The sequence below is a fragment of the Xanthomonas sp. NCPPB 3583 genome, assembly GCF_041475715.2.
In the GTDB taxonomy this organism is placed as follows: Bacteria; Pseudomonadota; Gammaproteobacteria; order Xanthomonadales; family Xanthomonadaceae; genus Xanthomonas; species Xanthomonas euvesicatoria.
Map to the genome: position 1 here is coordinate 764,086 of NZ_CM191263.1, position 17,754 is coordinate 781,839.

Here is a 17,754-nt window from a genome sequence, read left to right on the forward strand (position 1 = left end):
GTACAACGCGCTGGTGGAAAGCTTGAATAAGCCGGCTTCGGCAGAAGTGTTTGAACGAGCATTGCTTCTCGTCCCTAACCGATGCGCAGAGCAAATCGAAGCGTGGCTGAGCTTCTATAGCGAGGAAAGCATAGGCTCGCTGTTAGTAAACGTACTGACCGCAATTCTTAACACGTTGACTTGATGAGGGTCTGGCCGGTGACATAGAGCTCGACAGGATCGATGAGTTTCTGGATGAGCTGAAAGAGGCGCTTCCAGCGATGGTTGTTGAAACCCGGACCAGGATGATTCTGGCCCGCTTTTGCCGACCAAAGCGATGCGATCCATGACAACGCTGGTCCGTTCCAGGAGTTGGTGCGGCAGCGTATCAGTGCGATGCTTTTCGCCAATGGCTTTCCCTGACAAGTTGAGGTCAGCGGATCGGAGTTAAAGGCACCAGGCAAGGACCGGAAGAAGATGAAAAAATTGCACACCCATCCATCGCTCGAAAAGCTGGCTCAGGAATGCCGAGAGTGGCTGGAACAGGCCCAAGCAAAGCGCAAGGCTGAGCAAGCAGAGGCTGCGATCCAAAAATTCTTGGACATGCCAGGTGAGCTGGACCCAAAGGCAGGCCTGCAGTTAGACCGCCTGGCGCTCTATTTCGATGTAGCAAGCTGCGATGGTTTTTTTCGCTCTGACACAGAAGATCTCTCCCGCCTGATCCAGCACGCAGTTCAGCTGCGTGCTCTTGTTTTTCGCTGGGATGCGATGTATTCCGACATGCGTCAGGATCTTGGGAACTGGCCCAGGGAGTTCTCAGACAGCATGAAGGCTATGGGGCCTTCGATGCTTTCGTGGTGGGGCCAGGCTTCGACTTGCGCTCAGCTTTATATTGAAATGGCAGAGAAGGATCAGCGCATCAATACGATGCCTGAGATGCGCAAGGTCAAGAACGCTACTTCGGATGTCTTTGCGGTGGAACTCTTCTCAACACACTTTAATATTCCAACATGCTTTAAACCTCTCAAACCACTCATTCCTGAGTACCAAGCGGTGCTCGATGCCTGGAACACGGTAGATGAAGTGAAGTTCCAGGCCCTGATGCAAATGGCTGCTGACTTCCACATCTCACGTAGCAAAGAGAACACTGATCGGACCCGCTATGAGTTCGATGCCACGATCGATCGTGTTTTCCCGGCAGAGCTGCTGGCCATCCAAGCACTACGACGCAAGCACCACCTTCCAGAGTTCGAGGCTGATCACGCATTGATCGATACGCCTTGGAAAGTGCTGCGCGAGATCAAGAGTGTGGATGTCCATCCGCTTGCCAAGGCCGTTGAAGAACGTCTGATCAAGGACTACCCGCAGTTCCGCTAACCCATGCATCATGAAGAGAAGGACTTTGACATGAATGACTCAATCCGCCAGACGCGCAGCGCAGACATTGCTGCCCTCGCCCAAGCCACTGATGCAAACAGCCAAGTAGATCTCACCGCTTATCAAGCCTACCGACTGATCTACTCGCATCAGTCCATGGACGGGTTGGATGCGAAGGGTGTTGTCAATGACATTGTGAGTTCGCCGGCTTACGCCAGTGAACGTGGGCGTGAGCAACTTGCATCATTGATTGATGCCATTAGCTCCAGGCTTCCGCCTGCTGATTGCAAGCGGCTAGATGCGGCTTTGGATGCTGCAAATGTCAACGAGTCTTTGGCCGAACGGACTTACGAGCGCTACATCGAAGAGCCTGTTGTTGCTGGTTACGAGACGGCGAAGCTCAGAACGGGTGAAGCGCTCGACTGGACGGACAAGCAGATCAGCGACAACCTGGCAGAAGCTAGGAGGTGGGCCAATGACGCCCGAGACAATCCGCAAAATAGCTACCTTGAACGCGCCGCCGCTGGATTAGGCGGCTACGGCACCGGTGAAGCGCAGAGCAGCTACGGTGCCATGAAAGGCGCAACATCTCGTGGCCTTGGGATGATTGGCGACACCATTGACCTGGCTAAATTCGCCCATCAGTTCAGCAATGATCGCGACTTCCGCAATCTGGTCATGGGCGCGGCAGCGGTCTACGCGAACTCCGCAGTTGAGGATCCCGCGAAAATTCCCCGCGACATCAAGAGTGCCGCGGTCGGTGCCTGGAACGAATGGGAAGCCGGATACGAGAAAGCGACGAAGGAAGGCAAAGAGCAGGAATACCTAGGTGGGATCAAGGGTGCAGCCGCGATTGAAATCATCGCAACCTTTGTTCCTGCAACAAAGCTTACGAACCTGGCCAAGGTTGCCAAGGCAGCTGATGTAGCCGAAGACCTGGCACCTGCAGCTGGGAAGATCGCTGGTCGCGTTCAAACGCATGCCGGCAAAGAGTTGGCGAGCGAACTTGTCGAGCTTGCGCACGACGCGCAGAGGCTCCAAGCCAAAGGCGGCGCTGCTGCTGAGGGCGCAGATCTCATGTTTCAAGGCTTGGCTGGGGTCAAGCGCAGCCAAGGTGAGCTTGGTGATCTTGTTGAGGGTTTCCGTAAGTCGGGTAATTTGGATGGGCTACTCCAAAGCGGTGCACTCTCGCCGAAAGAGCTTGGGCACTTGGCTCGGAAAGACGTCTCGATATTTGAAGGCCAGGTCTCCATGGAGAAGGCCGTCGATGCCTACATCGGCAAGCGAAATCTCTCTGAGCTGGCCGATCCTGAGATCGGCGACATTGGTGAGGCTTTCGTCTCCCATGATCTTGCCAAGAAGGGCTACACCGATCTCGTTGCGATCCAGAACAAGCAAGGCCACGGCATCGATGTCGTCGGCAAAAATCAGGAAGGCAAATGGGAGAGTTTTGAGGTCAAAGCATCTGTCCAGGGCACAGCCCGGAGGCAATTTGGTAACCCGGAAGAATTCATCACTGATCGGTTGAGGAAAGCGGAAGGCGAGCGGGGATCCTGGGCCCCAAAGAACGTGTGGGAGGAACAAGCTCAATCTACTGCCGAAAAGATCCTTGATGAAACCATGGATCGCACGACTGGTAGGGTCAAGATCGAATCCAACTGGGCACGTGTCAACATTGAGCGCGATCCGGCCACCGGCTTGATCAAGGGTGAGCCCGAAATCGAGAAGTGGAAAACGCCGCTCGAACGGCAGCAGGATCGCCAGCTTGAACGAAGCCTTCGCCAAGAAACGCAAGGGCAGAAGAAGACACCAGTTGATGCAGACCATCAAGATTTCGCGCTCCATCAGCAGATCAAAGGCAAGGTCGCGGAGCTGGACGTGCAAAACGGCCGCACCTTCGATGCAGTCAGCGAAAGGATGACGGCGAGCTTGCTCGCGCTTGCGAAAGACAACGGATTGACCAGAGTTGATCATGTCCTACTGAGCAAGCAGACGGACAGCCTGCCAGCAGCTCAAAATGTCTTTGTTGTGCAGGGATCCCTGAATGATCCGGCGATGCTTCGAGCTTACATGCCAACGGCTCAAGCAGCACAGACACCGGTCGAGCAGTCTTTCAGCCAGCTTGAACAAGTTAACCAGCGGCTTGCCCAGCAGTTGGCTCAGCAACAAACATTGGACCAAACACAGGCGCAGTCACAAGGCGCGCCACAGATGCGCATGTCTTGAATGGCTGAAAGAAGGGAACGCATGAAGTCATACCGGTGCGCCGTAGCTAAGACGCCATAACGGCTTGACATAGGCTGGCTCTACGACAGTTACAGCAGTGTGGCAGCTGAAGGACGCAGCTCATCAGGTTAGCTTGAGTGGGTTTCCCTGTTGGCCCAGGGATATGGAAGAGATTGCAAGTTCAATTCTTCGGCAGGGCATTTCCCATCATCTGCACCACCTGTGTCACAGCACGTTCGGCGCAAACTGTGCCAAAACCGTGACAGCGCCAAGTGCCCAGCTCGCCGTCATTGCCTCCAACCCTTGCCGACTCGACGTGGTGCGGCGCACCAGTGCGCTGGCATGACGTTTGCTCAGGTCTCTCCCGACGTTTCCTACGTCCGCATCGCCACGGCGGTGACAGCGCCTGCGCTGCGGGATGTTTCAACCGACTGGTTGTTCAAACGAGAGGGGTAGACGCACATGCACCAATCTTCCTGTCGCAGCGTATGCAGCACTGCGCTGCTCATGCTTGCGCTGAGCGCCGTTCTGTCTGGCTGCAAGAAAGACACACCGACCGAAACTGCGGCGCCGGCAACGGCTGCAACACCTGCCGCTGCGCCCGCCGCTGCACCTGCCGCCGCGGTCGATACCGATAGCGAGTTCACCGCCAATGCCAGCAATGCGGACAACTGGGGCGGTGTGGGGCGCGACTTCGCACTCACCCGGCATAGCCCGCTGGCCGAGATCAATCGCGACAACGTCAAGAATCTGAAGATGTCGTGGGAGATGAAAACCGACGCCACGCGCGGCCACGAAGGCCAGCCGCTGGTGATCGGCAGCATCATGTACATGGTCAGTGCGTATCCGAACAACGTCTTCGCCATCGATCTGGCGGCGCAGGACGACGGCGGCAAGGTGTTGTGGAAATACACCCCGCAACAGGACGAACGGTCGGTGGCCGTGGCATGCTGCGACACGGTCAACCGCGGCGCCTCCTATGCCGATGGCAAGCTGGTCTTCGGCAGCCTCAGCGGCGATGTGATCGCACTCGATGCCAAGACCGGCAAGGAAGTGTGGAAGCAAAAACTCGCCCACCCGGACAAGGGCGAAACCATCACCATGGCGCCGATCATCGCCGACGGCAAGGTGGTGGCCGGCATCAGCGGCAACGAATTCGGCGTGCTCGGGCGCGTGGCCGCCTACAACCTCGCCGATGGCAAGCAGGCCTGGTCCTGCGATGCGGCCGGCACCGACAAGGCGATCTGCCTGGGTCCGGATTTCAACAAGGCCAATCCGCAGCATGGCCAACTCGGCGACCTGGGCGTCAAGACCTTTCCCAACGAAGAATGGAAGCGCGGCGGCGGTGCAGCGTGGGGCTGGTACAGCTACGACCCGAAGTTGAAGCTGGTGTACTACGGCACCGGCAATCCCGGCCTGTGGAGCCCGTCGTATCGTTGCGGCAAGACCTCGCAGGAGGAGTGCAACAACGGCGAGCATGACAACAAGTGGTCGATGACCCTGTTCGCCCGCAAGATCGATACCGGCGAGGCGGTGTGGGGCTACCAGAAGACCCCGTTCGACCAGTGGGATTACGACGGCATCAACGAGCCGATCCTGGTCGACCTGACCATCGACGGCAAGCAAGTCCCCTCGGTGGTGCAGTTCGATCGTAACGGCTTTGCCTACGTGTTCGATCGGCGCGATGGCACGCTGCTGCGCGCGCACAAGTTCGTGCCGGCCAACTGGGCCGAACGCATCGACATGAAGACCGGTCGCCCGGTCAAGGTGGCTGCGCATTCTCCGCTGGAACGCGGCAAGAAAGTGCAGGCGTTTCCGTCGGCGATGGGCGGCAAGGACCAGCAGCCGTGCTCGGTGGATCCGGCCAATGCGGCGGTGTTCTTCTGCGGCACCAATAACTGGCACATGGAGCTGGAACCGCAGGAGCGCGGCAACACCATGATGGGCCTGCCGTATGTGTTCGCCAACGTGATGATGAAGCCGAACGAGCCGGGCGCGCTGGGCATCGTCAAGGCGTTCGACGTGGTGGAAGGCAAGTCCAAGTGGGAGATCAAGGAGAAGTACCCGGTGTGGAGCGGCACCCTGGTCACTGACGGCGGGCTGGTGTTCTACGGCACGCTGGATGGTTGGTTCCGCGCGGTGGACAAGGACACCGGCAAGAAGCTGTGGGAGACCAAGCTGCCGTCCGGCATCATCGGTAACCCCATCGCTTATAAAGCCAACGGCCATCAGTACGTGGCGGTGTTCTCCGGTATCGGCGGGTGGATCGGCCTGCCGGTCACTGCGGGCCTGGATCCGTCCGATCCGTATGGCGCGCTGGGTGCGGCAGGGCTGGCGTTCGGTGCGGGCTTTGACAAGATCCCGCTCGGCGGCATGGTCCACAGCTTCCGTATCGATGGCGCCGGCAAGACCGTGACTGCCACTGCGACCGCCACTGCGGCCGCAGGTGGCGGTACCGCCAATGCCGCAGCGAAGACGGCACGATGATCTGCACGCAAGGCGTTGGACGCGCACCTCGGCAGCTTGCTGCCGGCGTGCGCGGCATCACCCGGCACCTGCAGCAGGTGCTGGTGCTGTGCAGCCTCGGACTCGTCGCCGCAGGTTGCACACGCGAGCCGTCTTCATCGACGGCTCGCGCTTCTCGTTCGGATGTGGTGCCCGCTGCGGCACCTGCATCAACCAACTCGCCGGCAACACCGCCGCCAGCGCCCGACCCGCACGTGCTGCGCGTGTGCGCAGACCCGGGCAACATGCCGTTGTCCAACAAGGCCGGCGAAGGCTTCCAGAACAAGATTGCCCAGGTCGTGGCCGCTGCCATGGGCCGGCGCCTGCAATACGAATGGCGCACCTACTACCAGCGCGGGCTGGCACGCAGCACGATCAACGCGGGCCGTTGCGATGTGCTGATGGATCTCAACAGCGATTTCGAGCAAGGGGTGGTCACGCGCCCGCTCTATCGCTCGACCTATGTATTGGTCACACGCAAAGGCTTGAATGTGCGGCCTGCTTCGCTGGACGACCCGGCGCTGAAGAAGCTGCGCCTGGGCGTGTTCCAGAGCTCGCCTGCGCGTCAGGCGCTGTACGAGCATGGCATCAGCGGTGAGGTGCAATACCTGTTCTACGACTCGGCCACTGCGCCGGAAGAACACCCCGGCAAGCTGGTCGAACGGGTTGCCGCCAACACGCTGGATGCGGCCGAATCCTGGGGCCCGGTGGCCGGGTATTACGCACAGCGCAACGGTCTGGGAATGGTGCCCTTGAACACCATCGACGATGCGGTGCTGGAGTATTCGATGGCCTGGGCGGTGTCGCGCAAGAATGCAGACCTGCGCGATGCGTTGAACACGGCGCTGCAGCAGAGCGCGGCAAAGATCGACCAAATCCTGCGCAGGTATCACGTGCCGCTGGTGCGCTGTAGCGACTGCGTGGTGGCCGGCGATCTGGCGTCGCACGGGCCGTATGTCACGCCGACACCGGCATCCACTGCACCCAGTCCGGCGGCCTCGTCGCAAGAGTTGGCGCAGCTGCAATTGCGCATCGCCGACGGTGCAGACCCGAACCAGGAACTGGCGCATGCACTGGACGCGGGCGATGCCGTGCGTGCGGCATGGCTGCTGCGCCATGGCGCCGATGCCAATCACGCGAACCTGCTGGGCGAGCCGCCGTTGCACCAGGCCATCCGCAATCAGGAGACGGACCTGGTCGGCCTGCTGCTGGATGCCGGCGCACGCATCGAGGCGCGCGACGCCAGCGGCTGGACCGCACTGATGAAAGCCGCCTGGGCCAATGACGCCGACAGTGTCGGCAGGTTGCTGGCCAAGCGCGCGCCGGTGGACACCGTGTCCAGCGACGGCTGGAGCGCGCTGGATCTTGCGGTGTCCTATGCCGACGTGGGAGTGGTGCAGGCGCTGCTGGACAAGGGCGCGACCGTGCGGCGCGCCAACCCCACCGGGTTCACCCCGGTGATGTTTGCGGTGGCGCGCGACGACCCGGCCATTGTGGAGGCTGTGCTGGCACGCGGCGCCGAGGTCAACCACGCCAATCAGGCCGGTGTCACAGCGCTGATGCTGGCTGCCGCGGCCGGGCGCGAAGCGGTTGCCCGACGCCTGCTGGCCGCAGGTGCCGACCCGTCTGCGCGCAACCGCGACGGCAAGAGCGCTGCGGATTTGGCGCAGGCACGTGGCGACACCGCGCTGGCCACGCTGCTCGCCGAGGCCCCGCGCCCGGCACCCAAATGATTGCCTCACTCGTCGCGCGCACCGGAGTGCGCGGCGTTCCCTCCGATCAAAAAGGTTCGTTCATGCGCACGTCCACTACACGTTATCTCGATCGTTCCGTCCGCGCACCGCTGTGCGCGTTGATGTTCAGCGTCGTGTTGGCGGCATGCGGCAAGGACGCGCCGCCGGCCCCGGCCGCCGATGCGCCGCCGCCAGCGCCCCCGGCGGCCGCCAGCGCACCGGCGCCTGCGCCAGCCGCCGACAGCACAGCGTCTGCACCTGCACCTGCGGCCGCAGGGATGCCGAATGTGGCGGCCGGGCCTGCCCCGGATCCAGCGACGCCGGTCGCACCACCTGCCACGATCGTGCCGATTCCCAAGGGACCCGAGGTCAAGGTCACGCCCGAACTGGTCGCCGAAGGCAAGAAGATCTATTTCTCGGCCGGCTGTAATGCCTGTCATGGCGGTACCGGTGGCGGTGGCATGTGCCCGCCGCTGACCAACGACATCTGGGTGTACGGCAGCGACGACGACACCCTGCGTACGCTGATCAATGAAGGCACCGCGGCCATGATCACCCACGGCAAGACCCGCGTCGGGCACGAAAAGGTCGTCGGGCAGATGCCGCCGTTCGCGCCGGTGCTCAAGCCCGGCGATACCGAAAAGTTGCTCGCCTTCATCCACTCGATCAACAAGACTGCAGGCAAGGCGCAATGAGGCCAGCGCCTGCTCGCTGGCCATGCATGCTTGCGGCAACGCTGCTGGCCACGCTGCTGCTGGCCGGCTGCCAGCGCGACGCTGCCTCGCCGGCCTCCACCGCCGCACCCGCGACGACGGGCCCTGCAGCACCGGCGCCGGCAACGCCGCCGGTGTTTGCGTATGTGCCCAATCAACGCAGTGGCACCGTCTCGGTAATCGATACGCACACCGATACCGTGGTGCGCACGCTCAGCGCGCAGGGCCAGCTCGGCAAGCGCTTGCAGCAGCTATTGCCCGGCCCACAGGGGCATCTGTATCTGATCGATGCCGAGCATCACCGGCTGGTCGAACTCGATACCGAAAAAGATGCGGTGTTGCGCAGCGTGGACATCGGCGAGAACGCCGAGGGCATCGCGTTGTCGCCGGACGGCAAGCAGTTCGCGGTATGCGTGGAAGGCCAGAATCAGGTGGCGCTGATCGACGCGGCGCAATTTGTCGTGCAGCAGGTGATCGCCACGCGCGGGCAGGCGCCGGAGCATTGCGCCTACACCCCGGATGGCAAGTGGTTGCTCACCAGCAATGAAGGCTCCAACGACATGGACATGATCGAGCTGGCCACGCATCGATCGCGCGGCGTGGTGGCCACCAGCGGGCATCCGCGCGGCATGGCGTTCGCACCCGACGGGCACAGCGTGTACATCGCCCAGGAAACCGCCAACGTGGTGGACGTGATCGACCTGCAGACGCGTCAGCGGCGCGCCAGCCTGCCGGCCGGCGTGCGCACCGCCGGCGTGGCGCTGTCGGGAGATGGCGCGCGGCTGTATGCCTCCAACGGGGGCGCCGGCACGGTCAGCGTGATCGATCTCAAGACCGCACGCACCCTGGCCGAGATCCCGGTCGGGCAGCGTCCGTGGAATCCGGCGCTGACGCCGGCCGGCGACAAGCTCTACGTTGCCAACGGGCGTTCCAACAGCGTGAGCGTGATCGACACCGCCAGCTTGCGCGAACTCAAACAGATCCCCGTCGGCGAGCTGCCGTGGGGCGTGATCATCGCGCGCTGAGCGGCCGGCAGGCCGACGCGCGTCAGGGAGGCCGGATGAAGACACGCGCTGCGGTGGCCTGGGGTCCGCACCAGCCGTTGACCATCGAAGAGGTAGACCTGCAGCCGCCGCGTCCCGGTGAGGTGCTGGTGCGCCTGGTCGCTACCGGCATTTGCCATGGCGATGCGCATGCGTTGGCGCATGGCCACGCCGGCAGCTTCCCGGCGATCCTGGGGCAGGAGGGCGCCGGTGTTGTCGAAGACGTCGGGATCGGCGTCACCAGCGTGCGGGCCGGCGATCACGTGATTCCGCTGTACATGCCCGAATGCGGCGTGTGCAAATTCTGCCGTTCCGGCCGTACCAATCTGTGCCAGGCGATTCGCAGCAGCCAGGAACGTGGCCTGATGCCCGATGGCAGCAGCCGGTTCTCGTTGCACAGGCGTCCGGTCCTGCATCACATGGGCACCAGCACGTTTTCCGAATACACGGTATTGCCGGAGATTGCGGTCGCACGCATCCATCCGGATGCGCCGCTGGAGCAGGCCTGCCTGCTCGGTTGCACGGTCACCACCGGCGTCGGTGCGGTGCTCAACAGCACGCATGTGCGGCCGGGAGATTGCGTGGCGGTGTTCGGGTTGGGCGGCATCGGATTGTCGGTGATACAGGGCGCAGTGCTGGCCCAGGCCGGTCGCATCATCGCGGTGGACATCGACCCTGCGAAATTCGCACTGGCACGCACGCTGGGCGCCACCGATTGCCTGGATCCGCGCGACTACGGTGCGCCGATCCAGCAGGTGATCGTGGACCTGACCGATGGCGGCGCCGACCACAGCTTCGAATGCATCGGCGATGTCGGTGCGATGCGCGCCGCGCTGGAGTGCTGCCACAAGGGGTGGGGCGAGAGCGTCATCCTGGGCGTGGCCGAGGACACGCAGGAAATCAGCACGCGCCCGTTTCAATTGGTCACCGGGCGGGTGTGGCGCGGCAGCGCCTTTGGTGGCGTCAAAGGCCGCAGCGAGTTGCCTGGTTATGTCGAACGCTATCTGCACGGCGACATTCAACTGGCGCCGCTGATCACGCGCACGCTGGCGCTGGACGACATCAACCAGGCGTTGGCGGACCTGCGTGCGGCACGCGGCATCAAATCCATCGTGGTGTATTGAAGGAGACGCACATGGCAGCAGGCAGATGCAGGACAGCGACGCTGCATCGCAGGGGATTGGCAGGCGCATGCGCCATGACCTTGCTCGCACGCAGCGCAGTGGCCGTTGCAGCGGAAGCGCCGCAAGTCACCTGGTTGGACCGTATCGAGGTGACCGCCACGCCGATCCCGGGCACCACCATCGATGCGGCGCAATTGCCGTACATGGTGCAGTCGGCAAGCAATGCCGAACTGTCGCGTGGGCGCAGCAACAACCTGAGCGATCTGCTGCAGCGCCGCTTCGTGGGCGTGGACGGTAACGACGTGCAGGGCAGTGCGTTCCAGAACGATCTCACCTTCCATGGCTTTCGTGCGTCGGCGCTGCCGGGCGCCTCGCAGGGGGTGTCGGTGTATCTGGATGGCGTGCGCTTCAACGAACCGTTCGCCGATATCGTCAGCTGGGACATGCTGCCCGAAGCGGCAATCAGCGCCGTGACGCTGATGCCGGGTTCCAACCCGCTGTTCGGGCCGAACACGCTGGGTGGCGCGGTGGTGCTGTCTACCGCCTCCGGGCTGACCGCGCCCGGATTACAGGGGGAAGCGAGCATCGGCAGCGGCGCGCGCAAGCGGCTGGATGCCAGTTACGGCGTTGCCGGCGCCGACGGCTGGCATGGCTTTGTCGCGCTGACCGGCTTCGACGAAAACGGCTGGCGCGCTGCCTCCGAAGGCCGGCTTGGCACCGTGTTCGGCAAGGTCGGCAAGCAAGGCGAGCAGACCGACTGGAGCCTGTCGCTGTTGCACGGACGCAGCCGTCTGATCGGCAATGGTCTGCTGCCCGATACACGCTACACCGACGAAGGTCCGGAGCCCGGCTTGTATCGCGCCGATCGGCGCTCGGTCTACACATCGCCCGATCTCACCCGCAATCGCACTACGCTATTGAGCGTGCAGCTGGACCATCGTTTCGATGCAGACACTGCGCTGCACGCGCTGGCTTATTCGAAGATGGGGCGGCGCGACACCGTCAATGGCGACATCGGGCAGGACTACGAGGAATTCGTCGAAGAGTGCGCTTCCGGTTACGCCACCGATGGCAGCGCACTGGATGCCGATTGCGACGTCGCCCGCACCGATGCCGACACGCTGCACACCGGCGCGCTCAACACCACCCAGATGCGTCAGCACGCGCAGGGCGTTGCGCTCAATCTGAGCATGCAATGGGGCGCGCATGCGCTCACCACCGGCGCCACTTTCGATCGCGGCCATGTGCGTTATCGGCAATTCGCCCGCGACGGGTGGGTGCAGCCCGACCGCTCGGTCGTTGCAGATCCGGCGACAGACCGCGCGTTCTTTTCCGGCGTGCGCGGCAGTACGCAGACATTGGGCGTGTTCCTGGCCGACACCTGGGCACTGGACGATGCCACCCATCTCACCGCCGCGGTGCGCTGGAATCATGTGGTGGTGGACAACGTTCTTTCCACCGCCGACGACGGCGACCGCCCACGCGAGCGCTTCGTTTATGCCAAAGCCAACCCGTCGCTGGGGCTGACCCGGCGGCTCGCATCGGCGGTGACGCTCTACGGCTCGGTCGCGCAGAACAGCCGTGCACCGACCGCCATCGAATTGGGCTGCGCCGATCCCACTCAGCCATGTCGGTTGCCGACCGGTCTGCAGGCCGATCCGCGCCTGGAGCAGATCATCTCGCGCACCTACGAACTGGGCGCGCGCTGGACGCCGTCGGCCGATCGCAACGCCACGCTGTCGGTCTACCGCGCCGACAATCGCGACGACATTCTGTTCTTGCGCGCACCGGATATGCAGTTGGGTTACTTCGACAATGTCGGCCGCACGCGCTATCAGGGCGTGGACGCGGCACTGCATCTGCGCAGCGGCGATTGGCAGTGGTCGGCCGGCTACAGCTACCTGGATGCCACTTACCGCAGCGACGGCCAATTGCTGTCCGGCGAGCGTGTGATCGCGCTGCGGCCGGGACTGCGGATCGCCGCGCTACCGCGGCACAACCTCAAGCTCGGGGTGGAGTGGCAACGCGATGCGCTGACGCTGGGCGTGGGCGTGCGTGCGGTCTCCGGGCGGGTGGCCAGCGGCAACGAAGATGGCCAGGTCGACAATGCCGAAGAAGGCCAGGCCGCGCCCGACCGTATCGACATCGGCACCGCCGGCTATGCCCTGGTCGACCTGCAGGCGCGCTGGACCATCAACGCGCGGGTGTCGCTGTTCGCCCGGATCGACAACGTCTTCGACCGCCGCTATGCCACCTATGCCGCGGTGGCCGAAGACGTGTTTCCCGACGGCGAACTCGCACGCCCGCAGGATGCGCCAGTGGAAACCGGCCCGGCACGATTTCTCGCACCGGGGGTGCCCCGGCAGTACCTGATCGGCGTGCGCTGGGCGCTTTGATCGCGGGAAATCGGGAATCGGGAATCGTAGAGCGTCAGCGCGCTGCTTTTATCTATTCCCGATTCCCGATTCCCGATTCCCGATTCACCCGGTCTCCAGCCCGTGCTTGCGCAACTTGCGGTACAAGGTGTTACGGCTGATGCCCAGGGCATCGGCGGTGCGGCTGACATTCCAGCGATGGCGTTCGAGTTGTTGCTGCAGCACCAGCCGTTCGGCCTGATCCAATGCAACGCGGCCGGGCATATCGTCGGCCGCGACCGCGCGCGCATCGACCAGGCAAGGTGCGCTGCCCGCGTCGACGATCTCCTGCGGCAGATTCGGCAGGCGAATCACCTCGTCACTGCACAGCACGGCCGCCGTGCGCAGCACATTGCGCAATTGGCGCAGGTTGCCCGGCCAGGCGTAGCTGAGCAGCTTGTGCAGCGCATCTTCGCTGATGCGCACGCTGCGCTCGCTGTTTTCCTCGCGCAACAGGGTGCGGATCAGTTCGGCCTTGTCGCTGCGTTCGCGTAGCGGCGGCAGATGCAGCACCACGCCGTTGAGGCGGTAGTACAGGTCCTCGCGGAATTCGCCGGCGGCCACCATCTGCGCCAGGTCGCGGTGGCTGGCGCTGATCACGTGCAGCTCCAGCGGCATTGCCCGGTCGCTGCCCAGCGGGGTCACGCTCTGTTCTTCGAGCACGCGCAGCAGCCGCGTCTGCAGCGGCAGCGGCATGTCGCCGATTTCGTCCAGGAACAGGGTGCCGCCGCTGGCCTGCAGCAGCTTGCCGTGACGGCCTTCGCGCGCGGCGTCGGTGAACGCGCCGCGCGCGTAGCCGAACAGTTCGCTCTCGATCAGCGCCTCGGGAATCGCCGCACAGTTCACCGCCACGAACGGCCGCGCTGCCCATGGCGAGCCGCGGTGCACCGCCTTGGCGAACTCCTCCTTGCCGGTGCCGGTGGCGCCGCACATCAGGATCGACACGCGATGCGCGACCAGCTTCAGCGCGTTGTCCAGGTTGTGGCGCATGCGCGGATCGGAGCCGACGTGTTCGCGTGCGTAAGCGGCCTCGCCATCGTCGGCGGGGGTGGCGTGCGCGCCGCCAGCAACCGCGTTGCGGCGCGGCGGCTGCGCCAGGGCGAAGAAACGGCGCCCGTGGCAGGCGCAGCGGATCGACCACAGCGTGCTGGCAGCGTTGCGCGCACGCTGCTCCACGGTGTCGAAGTCCAGCTGCATCACCTGCGAGATGTCGCGCCCGACCAGCAGGCTGCGGTCGCCCTTGCCGAGCTGTTCCAGCGCCGCTTCGTTGACGGCCAGCACGCAGCCGTCGGCGCCGATCGCCATCAGCGCCTCGTGCAACAGGCCGGCGAACTCCGGGCGGCTGTGGAAGCGCAAGATCCACGCATGCCTGTACTGCTCCAGGAAATACGAACGCGCGATCTGTGCCGCCGACATGCGCACCAACGCGCTGGTGTGGCGCTGTACCAGCTTGGTGTCGCGCGCGTCCGGCGTGGACGCATCCAGCACCGCCAGCAATTGCCCGTGCGGGTCGAGGATCGGCGCACCGCTGCACGACAGCGGCAGATGCCGGGCCAGGTAATGCTCGCCACGGTGCACGCCGAGCGCGCTGCGCTCCACCGCGCAGGTGCCGATGCCGTTGGTGCCCTGGTAGCGCTCGGCCCAGCTGGCGCCGCAAAACAACCCGGTCTGGCGGAATTCGCGCAGCAGTGCCGGGTCCTGCACGCTGTGCAGCAAGGTCGCCTCCGCGTCGGCGAACACCACGGCATAGCCGCCGCCGGCGATCTGCTCGTAGAGGTTCTCCATCTCCACCTTGGCGATGCGCAGCACTTCCTCGAGCCGCTGCTGGCGCTCGCGCAGCCCGCTACCGTCGTGGACCATCGGCAACGGGGGGGTATCCGGACTCAGCCCATACTCGTCCAGGCAGCGCTGCCACGAGCGCGCCAGCGCCGGCGGCAGCGGTTCGATCTGGCGGAAGCGGCGCATCCGCGCCAGCAGCGCCGATTCGGCCTGGGCATCGGACAAGGGCCCGGCCGTGGCTTGCAGGAGGTTGGCGACAGTCACTTCCGACACGTGGCGCTTCCTCGGTCCCTACCCGGGGCCAGAGCGGCAGTGACGCATAAACCGGGGCGAGGCTCAAACCGCGGTGCAGCAAACGCCGGGGATGCGGATTCGGGAGTCGGGATTGGCAAAAGCGGCTCGGCTGGGGGCGGCTGCCTTTTCGCCTGGGCCAAAACGAAAAAACCGCGCCATCGCGCGGTTCCTCGTGGCCTCGAGGCGCCAGGACCCAGCTTTTATAACTCCCGACTCCCGAATCCCCACTCCCGGCTACAACGCGTAGCCGAACTGCTGCTTGAACTGGTCGTTGAACTCGGCGAAGTCGAAGCGCTGGTTCTGGGTGCCCGGGTGTTCCACTTTCAGCGCGCCCATCAGGTTGCCCATGCGGCCGATGGTCAACCAGTCGTAGCCGCCCTGGATGCCGTAGATCAGCCCGGCGCGGAACGCATCGCCGCAGCCGGTCGGGTCGACCACGCGGCGCTCGTGCGCCGGCGGAATGTCGTAGGTCTTTTCCGGCGTATGCACCAGTGCGCCCTTCGGGCCCTGCGTGGTGATATAGGCCTGCACACGCGAGACGATGTCTTTTTCGTCCCAGCCGGTGCGTTCCTGCAACAGGTTCGACTCGTAGTCGTTGACCACCACGTACTGGGCCTGTTCGATGAACTGGCGCAGCTCCGGGCCGTTGAACAGCGGCATCGCCTGGCCGGGGTCGAAGATGAAAGGGATGCCGCCGGCAGCGAACTCTTCCGCGTTCTGGATCATGCCTTCGCGCCCGTCCGGGCCGACCAGGCCCAGGGTCACGCCCGGCACATCCTTCACGTGGTTTTCGTAGCTGCGCATCATCGCGCCCGGATGGAAGGCGGTGATCTGGTTGTTGTCGTGGTCGGTGGTGATGAACGCCTGCGGGGTGAACAGGTCGTCGATGATCTTCACCCGCGACAGGTCGATGCCCAGCGTTTCGAAGTGTTCGCGGTACGGGCCGAAATCCTGGCCGACGGTGCCCATCGGGATCGGCGCGCCGCCGAGCAGATGCAGGTTGTAGGCGATGTTGCCGGCGCAGCCGCCGAATTCGCGGCGCATGCGCGGCACCAGGAACGACACATTCAGGATATGCACCTTGTCCGGCAGGATGTGGTTCTTGAACTGGTCCGGAAACACCATGATGGTGTCGTAGGCGAGGGAACCACAGATCAGTGCGGACATCGAGTCGGGCCTTTGCGTTGGGAAAACCCGCCAATTGCCGGGCATGGCAGCGGGACGGCGCGTGCGCCGCGGCGCAAAGGGTAACGGCTGCGGCCGATCAGGGCCACAACCGCATGCCATGGCCGGCGTGACCGCCACATGAAAACGGGGGCGAAATCGCCGATTTTTCCTTGCTCACCCCGGGGGGGATTGCTAGGCTAGCCGACTTCGTTTTCTGCCCAAATTTTCGCCAGTCTGGCGGCGGGCATGCGACTCACCCAGGAACGACTCCCTCGATGTTCAAGAAACTCCGCGGCATGTTCTCCAACGACCTGTCCATCGATTTGGGCACGGCCAATACGCTGATCTACGTGCGCGGACAGGGCATCGTGCTGAACGAGCCGTCGGTGGTTGCGGTGCGGCAGGATCGCGCAATCGGCGGCACGCGCTCGGTCGCTGCCGTCGGCGCGGAGGCCAAGCAGATGCTCGGCCGTACCCCCGGCCACATCACCACCATCCGCCCGATGAAGGACGGCGTCATCGCCGACTTCACCTACACCGAGGCGATGCTGAAGCACTTCATCAAGAAGGTGCACAAATCGCGCTTCCTGCGCCCCAGCCCGCGCGTACTGGTGTGCGTGCCGGCCGGCTCCACGCAGGTCGAGCGCCGCGCCATCAAGGAATCTGCGGAAGAGGCCGGTGCGCGCGATGTGTATCTGATCGAAGAGCCGATGGCCGCAGCGATCGGCGCCGGCATGCCGGTGACCGAGGCGCGCGGCTCGATGGTCATCGACATCGGCGGCGGCACCACCGAAGTGGCGGTGATCTCGCTCAACGGCATCGTGTACTCGCAATCGGTACGTGTGGGCGGCGACCGTTTCGATGAGTCGATCACCAATTACGTGCGCCGTAACCACGGCATGCTGATCGGTGAAGCTACCGCCGAGCGCATCAAGCTGCAGATCGGCTGCGCCTACCCGCAGGACGAGGTGCAGGAGATGGAAATCTCCGGCCGCAACCTCGCCGAGGGCGTGCCGAAGATGATCAAGATCAACTCCAACGAAGTGCTCGAAGCGCTGCATGAGCCGCTGTCGGGCATCGTCTCGGCGGTGAAGCTGGCGCTGGAGCAGACCCCGCCGGAACTGTGTGCCGACGTGGCCGAGCGCGGCATCGTCCTCACCGGTGGCGGCGCGCTGCTACGCGACCTGGACCGCCTGATCTCCGAAGAAACCGGCCTGCACGTGCAGGTGGCCGACGACCCGCTCACCTGCGTGGCCCGCGGCGGCGGCCGTGCGCTGGAGCTGGTGGACATGCACGGCAACGAGTTCTTCGCGCCGGAGTGAAGCGCTCGGGATTAGGGAGTCGGCATTCGGGATTCGCAAAGCGTGTCCCGGCCTTCGGCCTTGACCGATTGCGGTGTA

The 17,754-nt window shown here is 63.9% G+C and carries 11 protein-coding genes; 9 read left to right on the forward strand and 2 right to left on the reverse strand.

Features of this window, described 5'->3' with window-relative positions:
- The first annotated feature begins 456 nt into the window (after positions 1 to 456).
- The 8 genes from ACCQ07_RS03355 (at position 457) to ACCQ07_RS03390 (ending at position 13,096) form a co-directional block, all read left to right on the forward strand.
- Entirely contained in the window at positions 457 to 1,356 is a 900-nt protein-coding gene (locus tag ACCQ07_RS03355) for a hypothetical protein (protein WP_031420960.1), read from the forward strand.
- Between the two features lie 30 nt (positions 1,357 to 1,386).
- Positions 1,387 to 3,582 (forward strand): XVIPCD domain-containing protein, encoded by a 2,196-nt coding sequence (locus ACCQ07_RS03360; RefSeq protein ID WP_372363786.1) that lies wholly within the window; start codon positions 1,387 to 1,389, stop codon positions 3,580 to 3,582.
- A gap of 462 nt (positions 3,583 to 4,044) precedes the next feature.
- Entirely contained in the window at positions 4,045 to 6,069 is a 2,025-nt protein-coding gene (locus ACCQ07_RS03365) for a methanol/ethanol family PQQ-dependent dehydrogenase (protein WP_372363787.1), read from the forward strand.
- Positions 6,066 to 7,820 carry a quinoprotein dehydrogenase-associated putative ABC transporter substrate-binding protein gene (locus tag ACCQ07_RS03370; protein WP_277574365.1) on the forward strand — a complete coding sequence of 585 codons (1,755 nt, stop codon included), beginning with the start codon at positions 6,066 to 6,068 and terminating at the stop codon, positions 7,818 to 7,820. Before ACCQ07_RS03365 ends, ACCQ07_RS03370 begins: the two co-directional genes overlap by 4 nt.
- Before the next feature lie 26 nt (positions 7,821 to 7,846).
- Positions 7,847 to 8,515: a c-type cytochrome gene (locus ACCQ07_RS03375; protein ID WP_031420966.1), complete on the forward strand. Its 669-nt coding sequence runs from the start codon at positions 7,847 to 7,849 to the stop codon at positions 8,513 to 8,515.
- Positions 8,512 to 9,558: a beta-propeller fold lactonase family protein gene (locus ACCQ07_RS03380; RefSeq protein WP_303429960.1), complete on the forward strand. Its 1,047-nt coding sequence runs from the start codon at positions 8,512 to 8,514 to the stop codon at positions 9,556 to 9,558. The genes ACCQ07_RS03375 and ACCQ07_RS03380 overlap by 4 nt, the downstream gene beginning before the upstream one ends.
- A 35-nt stretch (positions 9,559 to 9,593) precedes the next feature.
- A complete protein-coding gene (locus tag ACCQ07_RS03385; RefSeq protein ID WP_014089321.1) occupies positions 9,594 to 10,700 on the forward strand; it encodes an S-(hydroxymethyl)glutathione dehydrogenase/class III alcohol dehydrogenase in 1,107 nt (368 codons plus the stop codon).
- Between the two features lie 11 nt (positions 10,701 to 10,711).
- Positions 10,712 to 13,096, forward strand: coding sequence for a TonB-dependent receptor (locus ACCQ07_RS03390; RefSeq protein ID WP_372363788.1), 2,385 nt, complete (start codon positions 10,712 to 10,714; stop codon positions 13,094 to 13,096).
- 84 nt (positions 13,097 to 13,180) lie between these two features.
- Here ACCQ07_RS03390 and ACCQ07_RS03395 read toward each other — a convergent pair whose 3' ends face one another.
- Both ACCQ07_RS03395 and ACCQ07_RS03400 read right to left on the reverse strand, forming a co-directional pair.
- A complete protein-coding gene (locus tag ACCQ07_RS03395) occupies positions 13,181 to 15,166 on the reverse strand; it encodes a sigma-54-dependent Fis family transcriptional regulator (RefSeq protein WP_372363789.1) in 1,986 nt (661 codons plus the stop codon).
- A gap of 255 nt (positions 15,167 to 15,421) precedes the next feature.
- Positions 15,422 to 16,354: a carbohydrate kinase family protein gene (locus ACCQ07_RS03400; RefSeq protein ID WP_008573357.1), complete on the reverse strand. Its 933-nt coding sequence runs from the start codon at positions 16,352 to 16,354 to the stop codon at positions 15,422 to 15,424.
- A gap of 275 nt (positions 16,355 to 16,629) precedes the next feature.
- Here ACCQ07_RS03400 and ACCQ07_RS03405 point away from each other — a divergent pair, with 275 nt between their 5' ends.
- Positions 16,630 to 17,676, forward strand: a complete 1,047-nt coding sequence (locus ACCQ07_RS03405) for a rod shape-determining protein (RefSeq protein WP_003482734.1) — start codon at positions 16,630 to 16,632, stop codon at positions 17,674 to 17,676.
- Positions 17,677 to 17,754 lie beyond the last annotated feature (78 nt).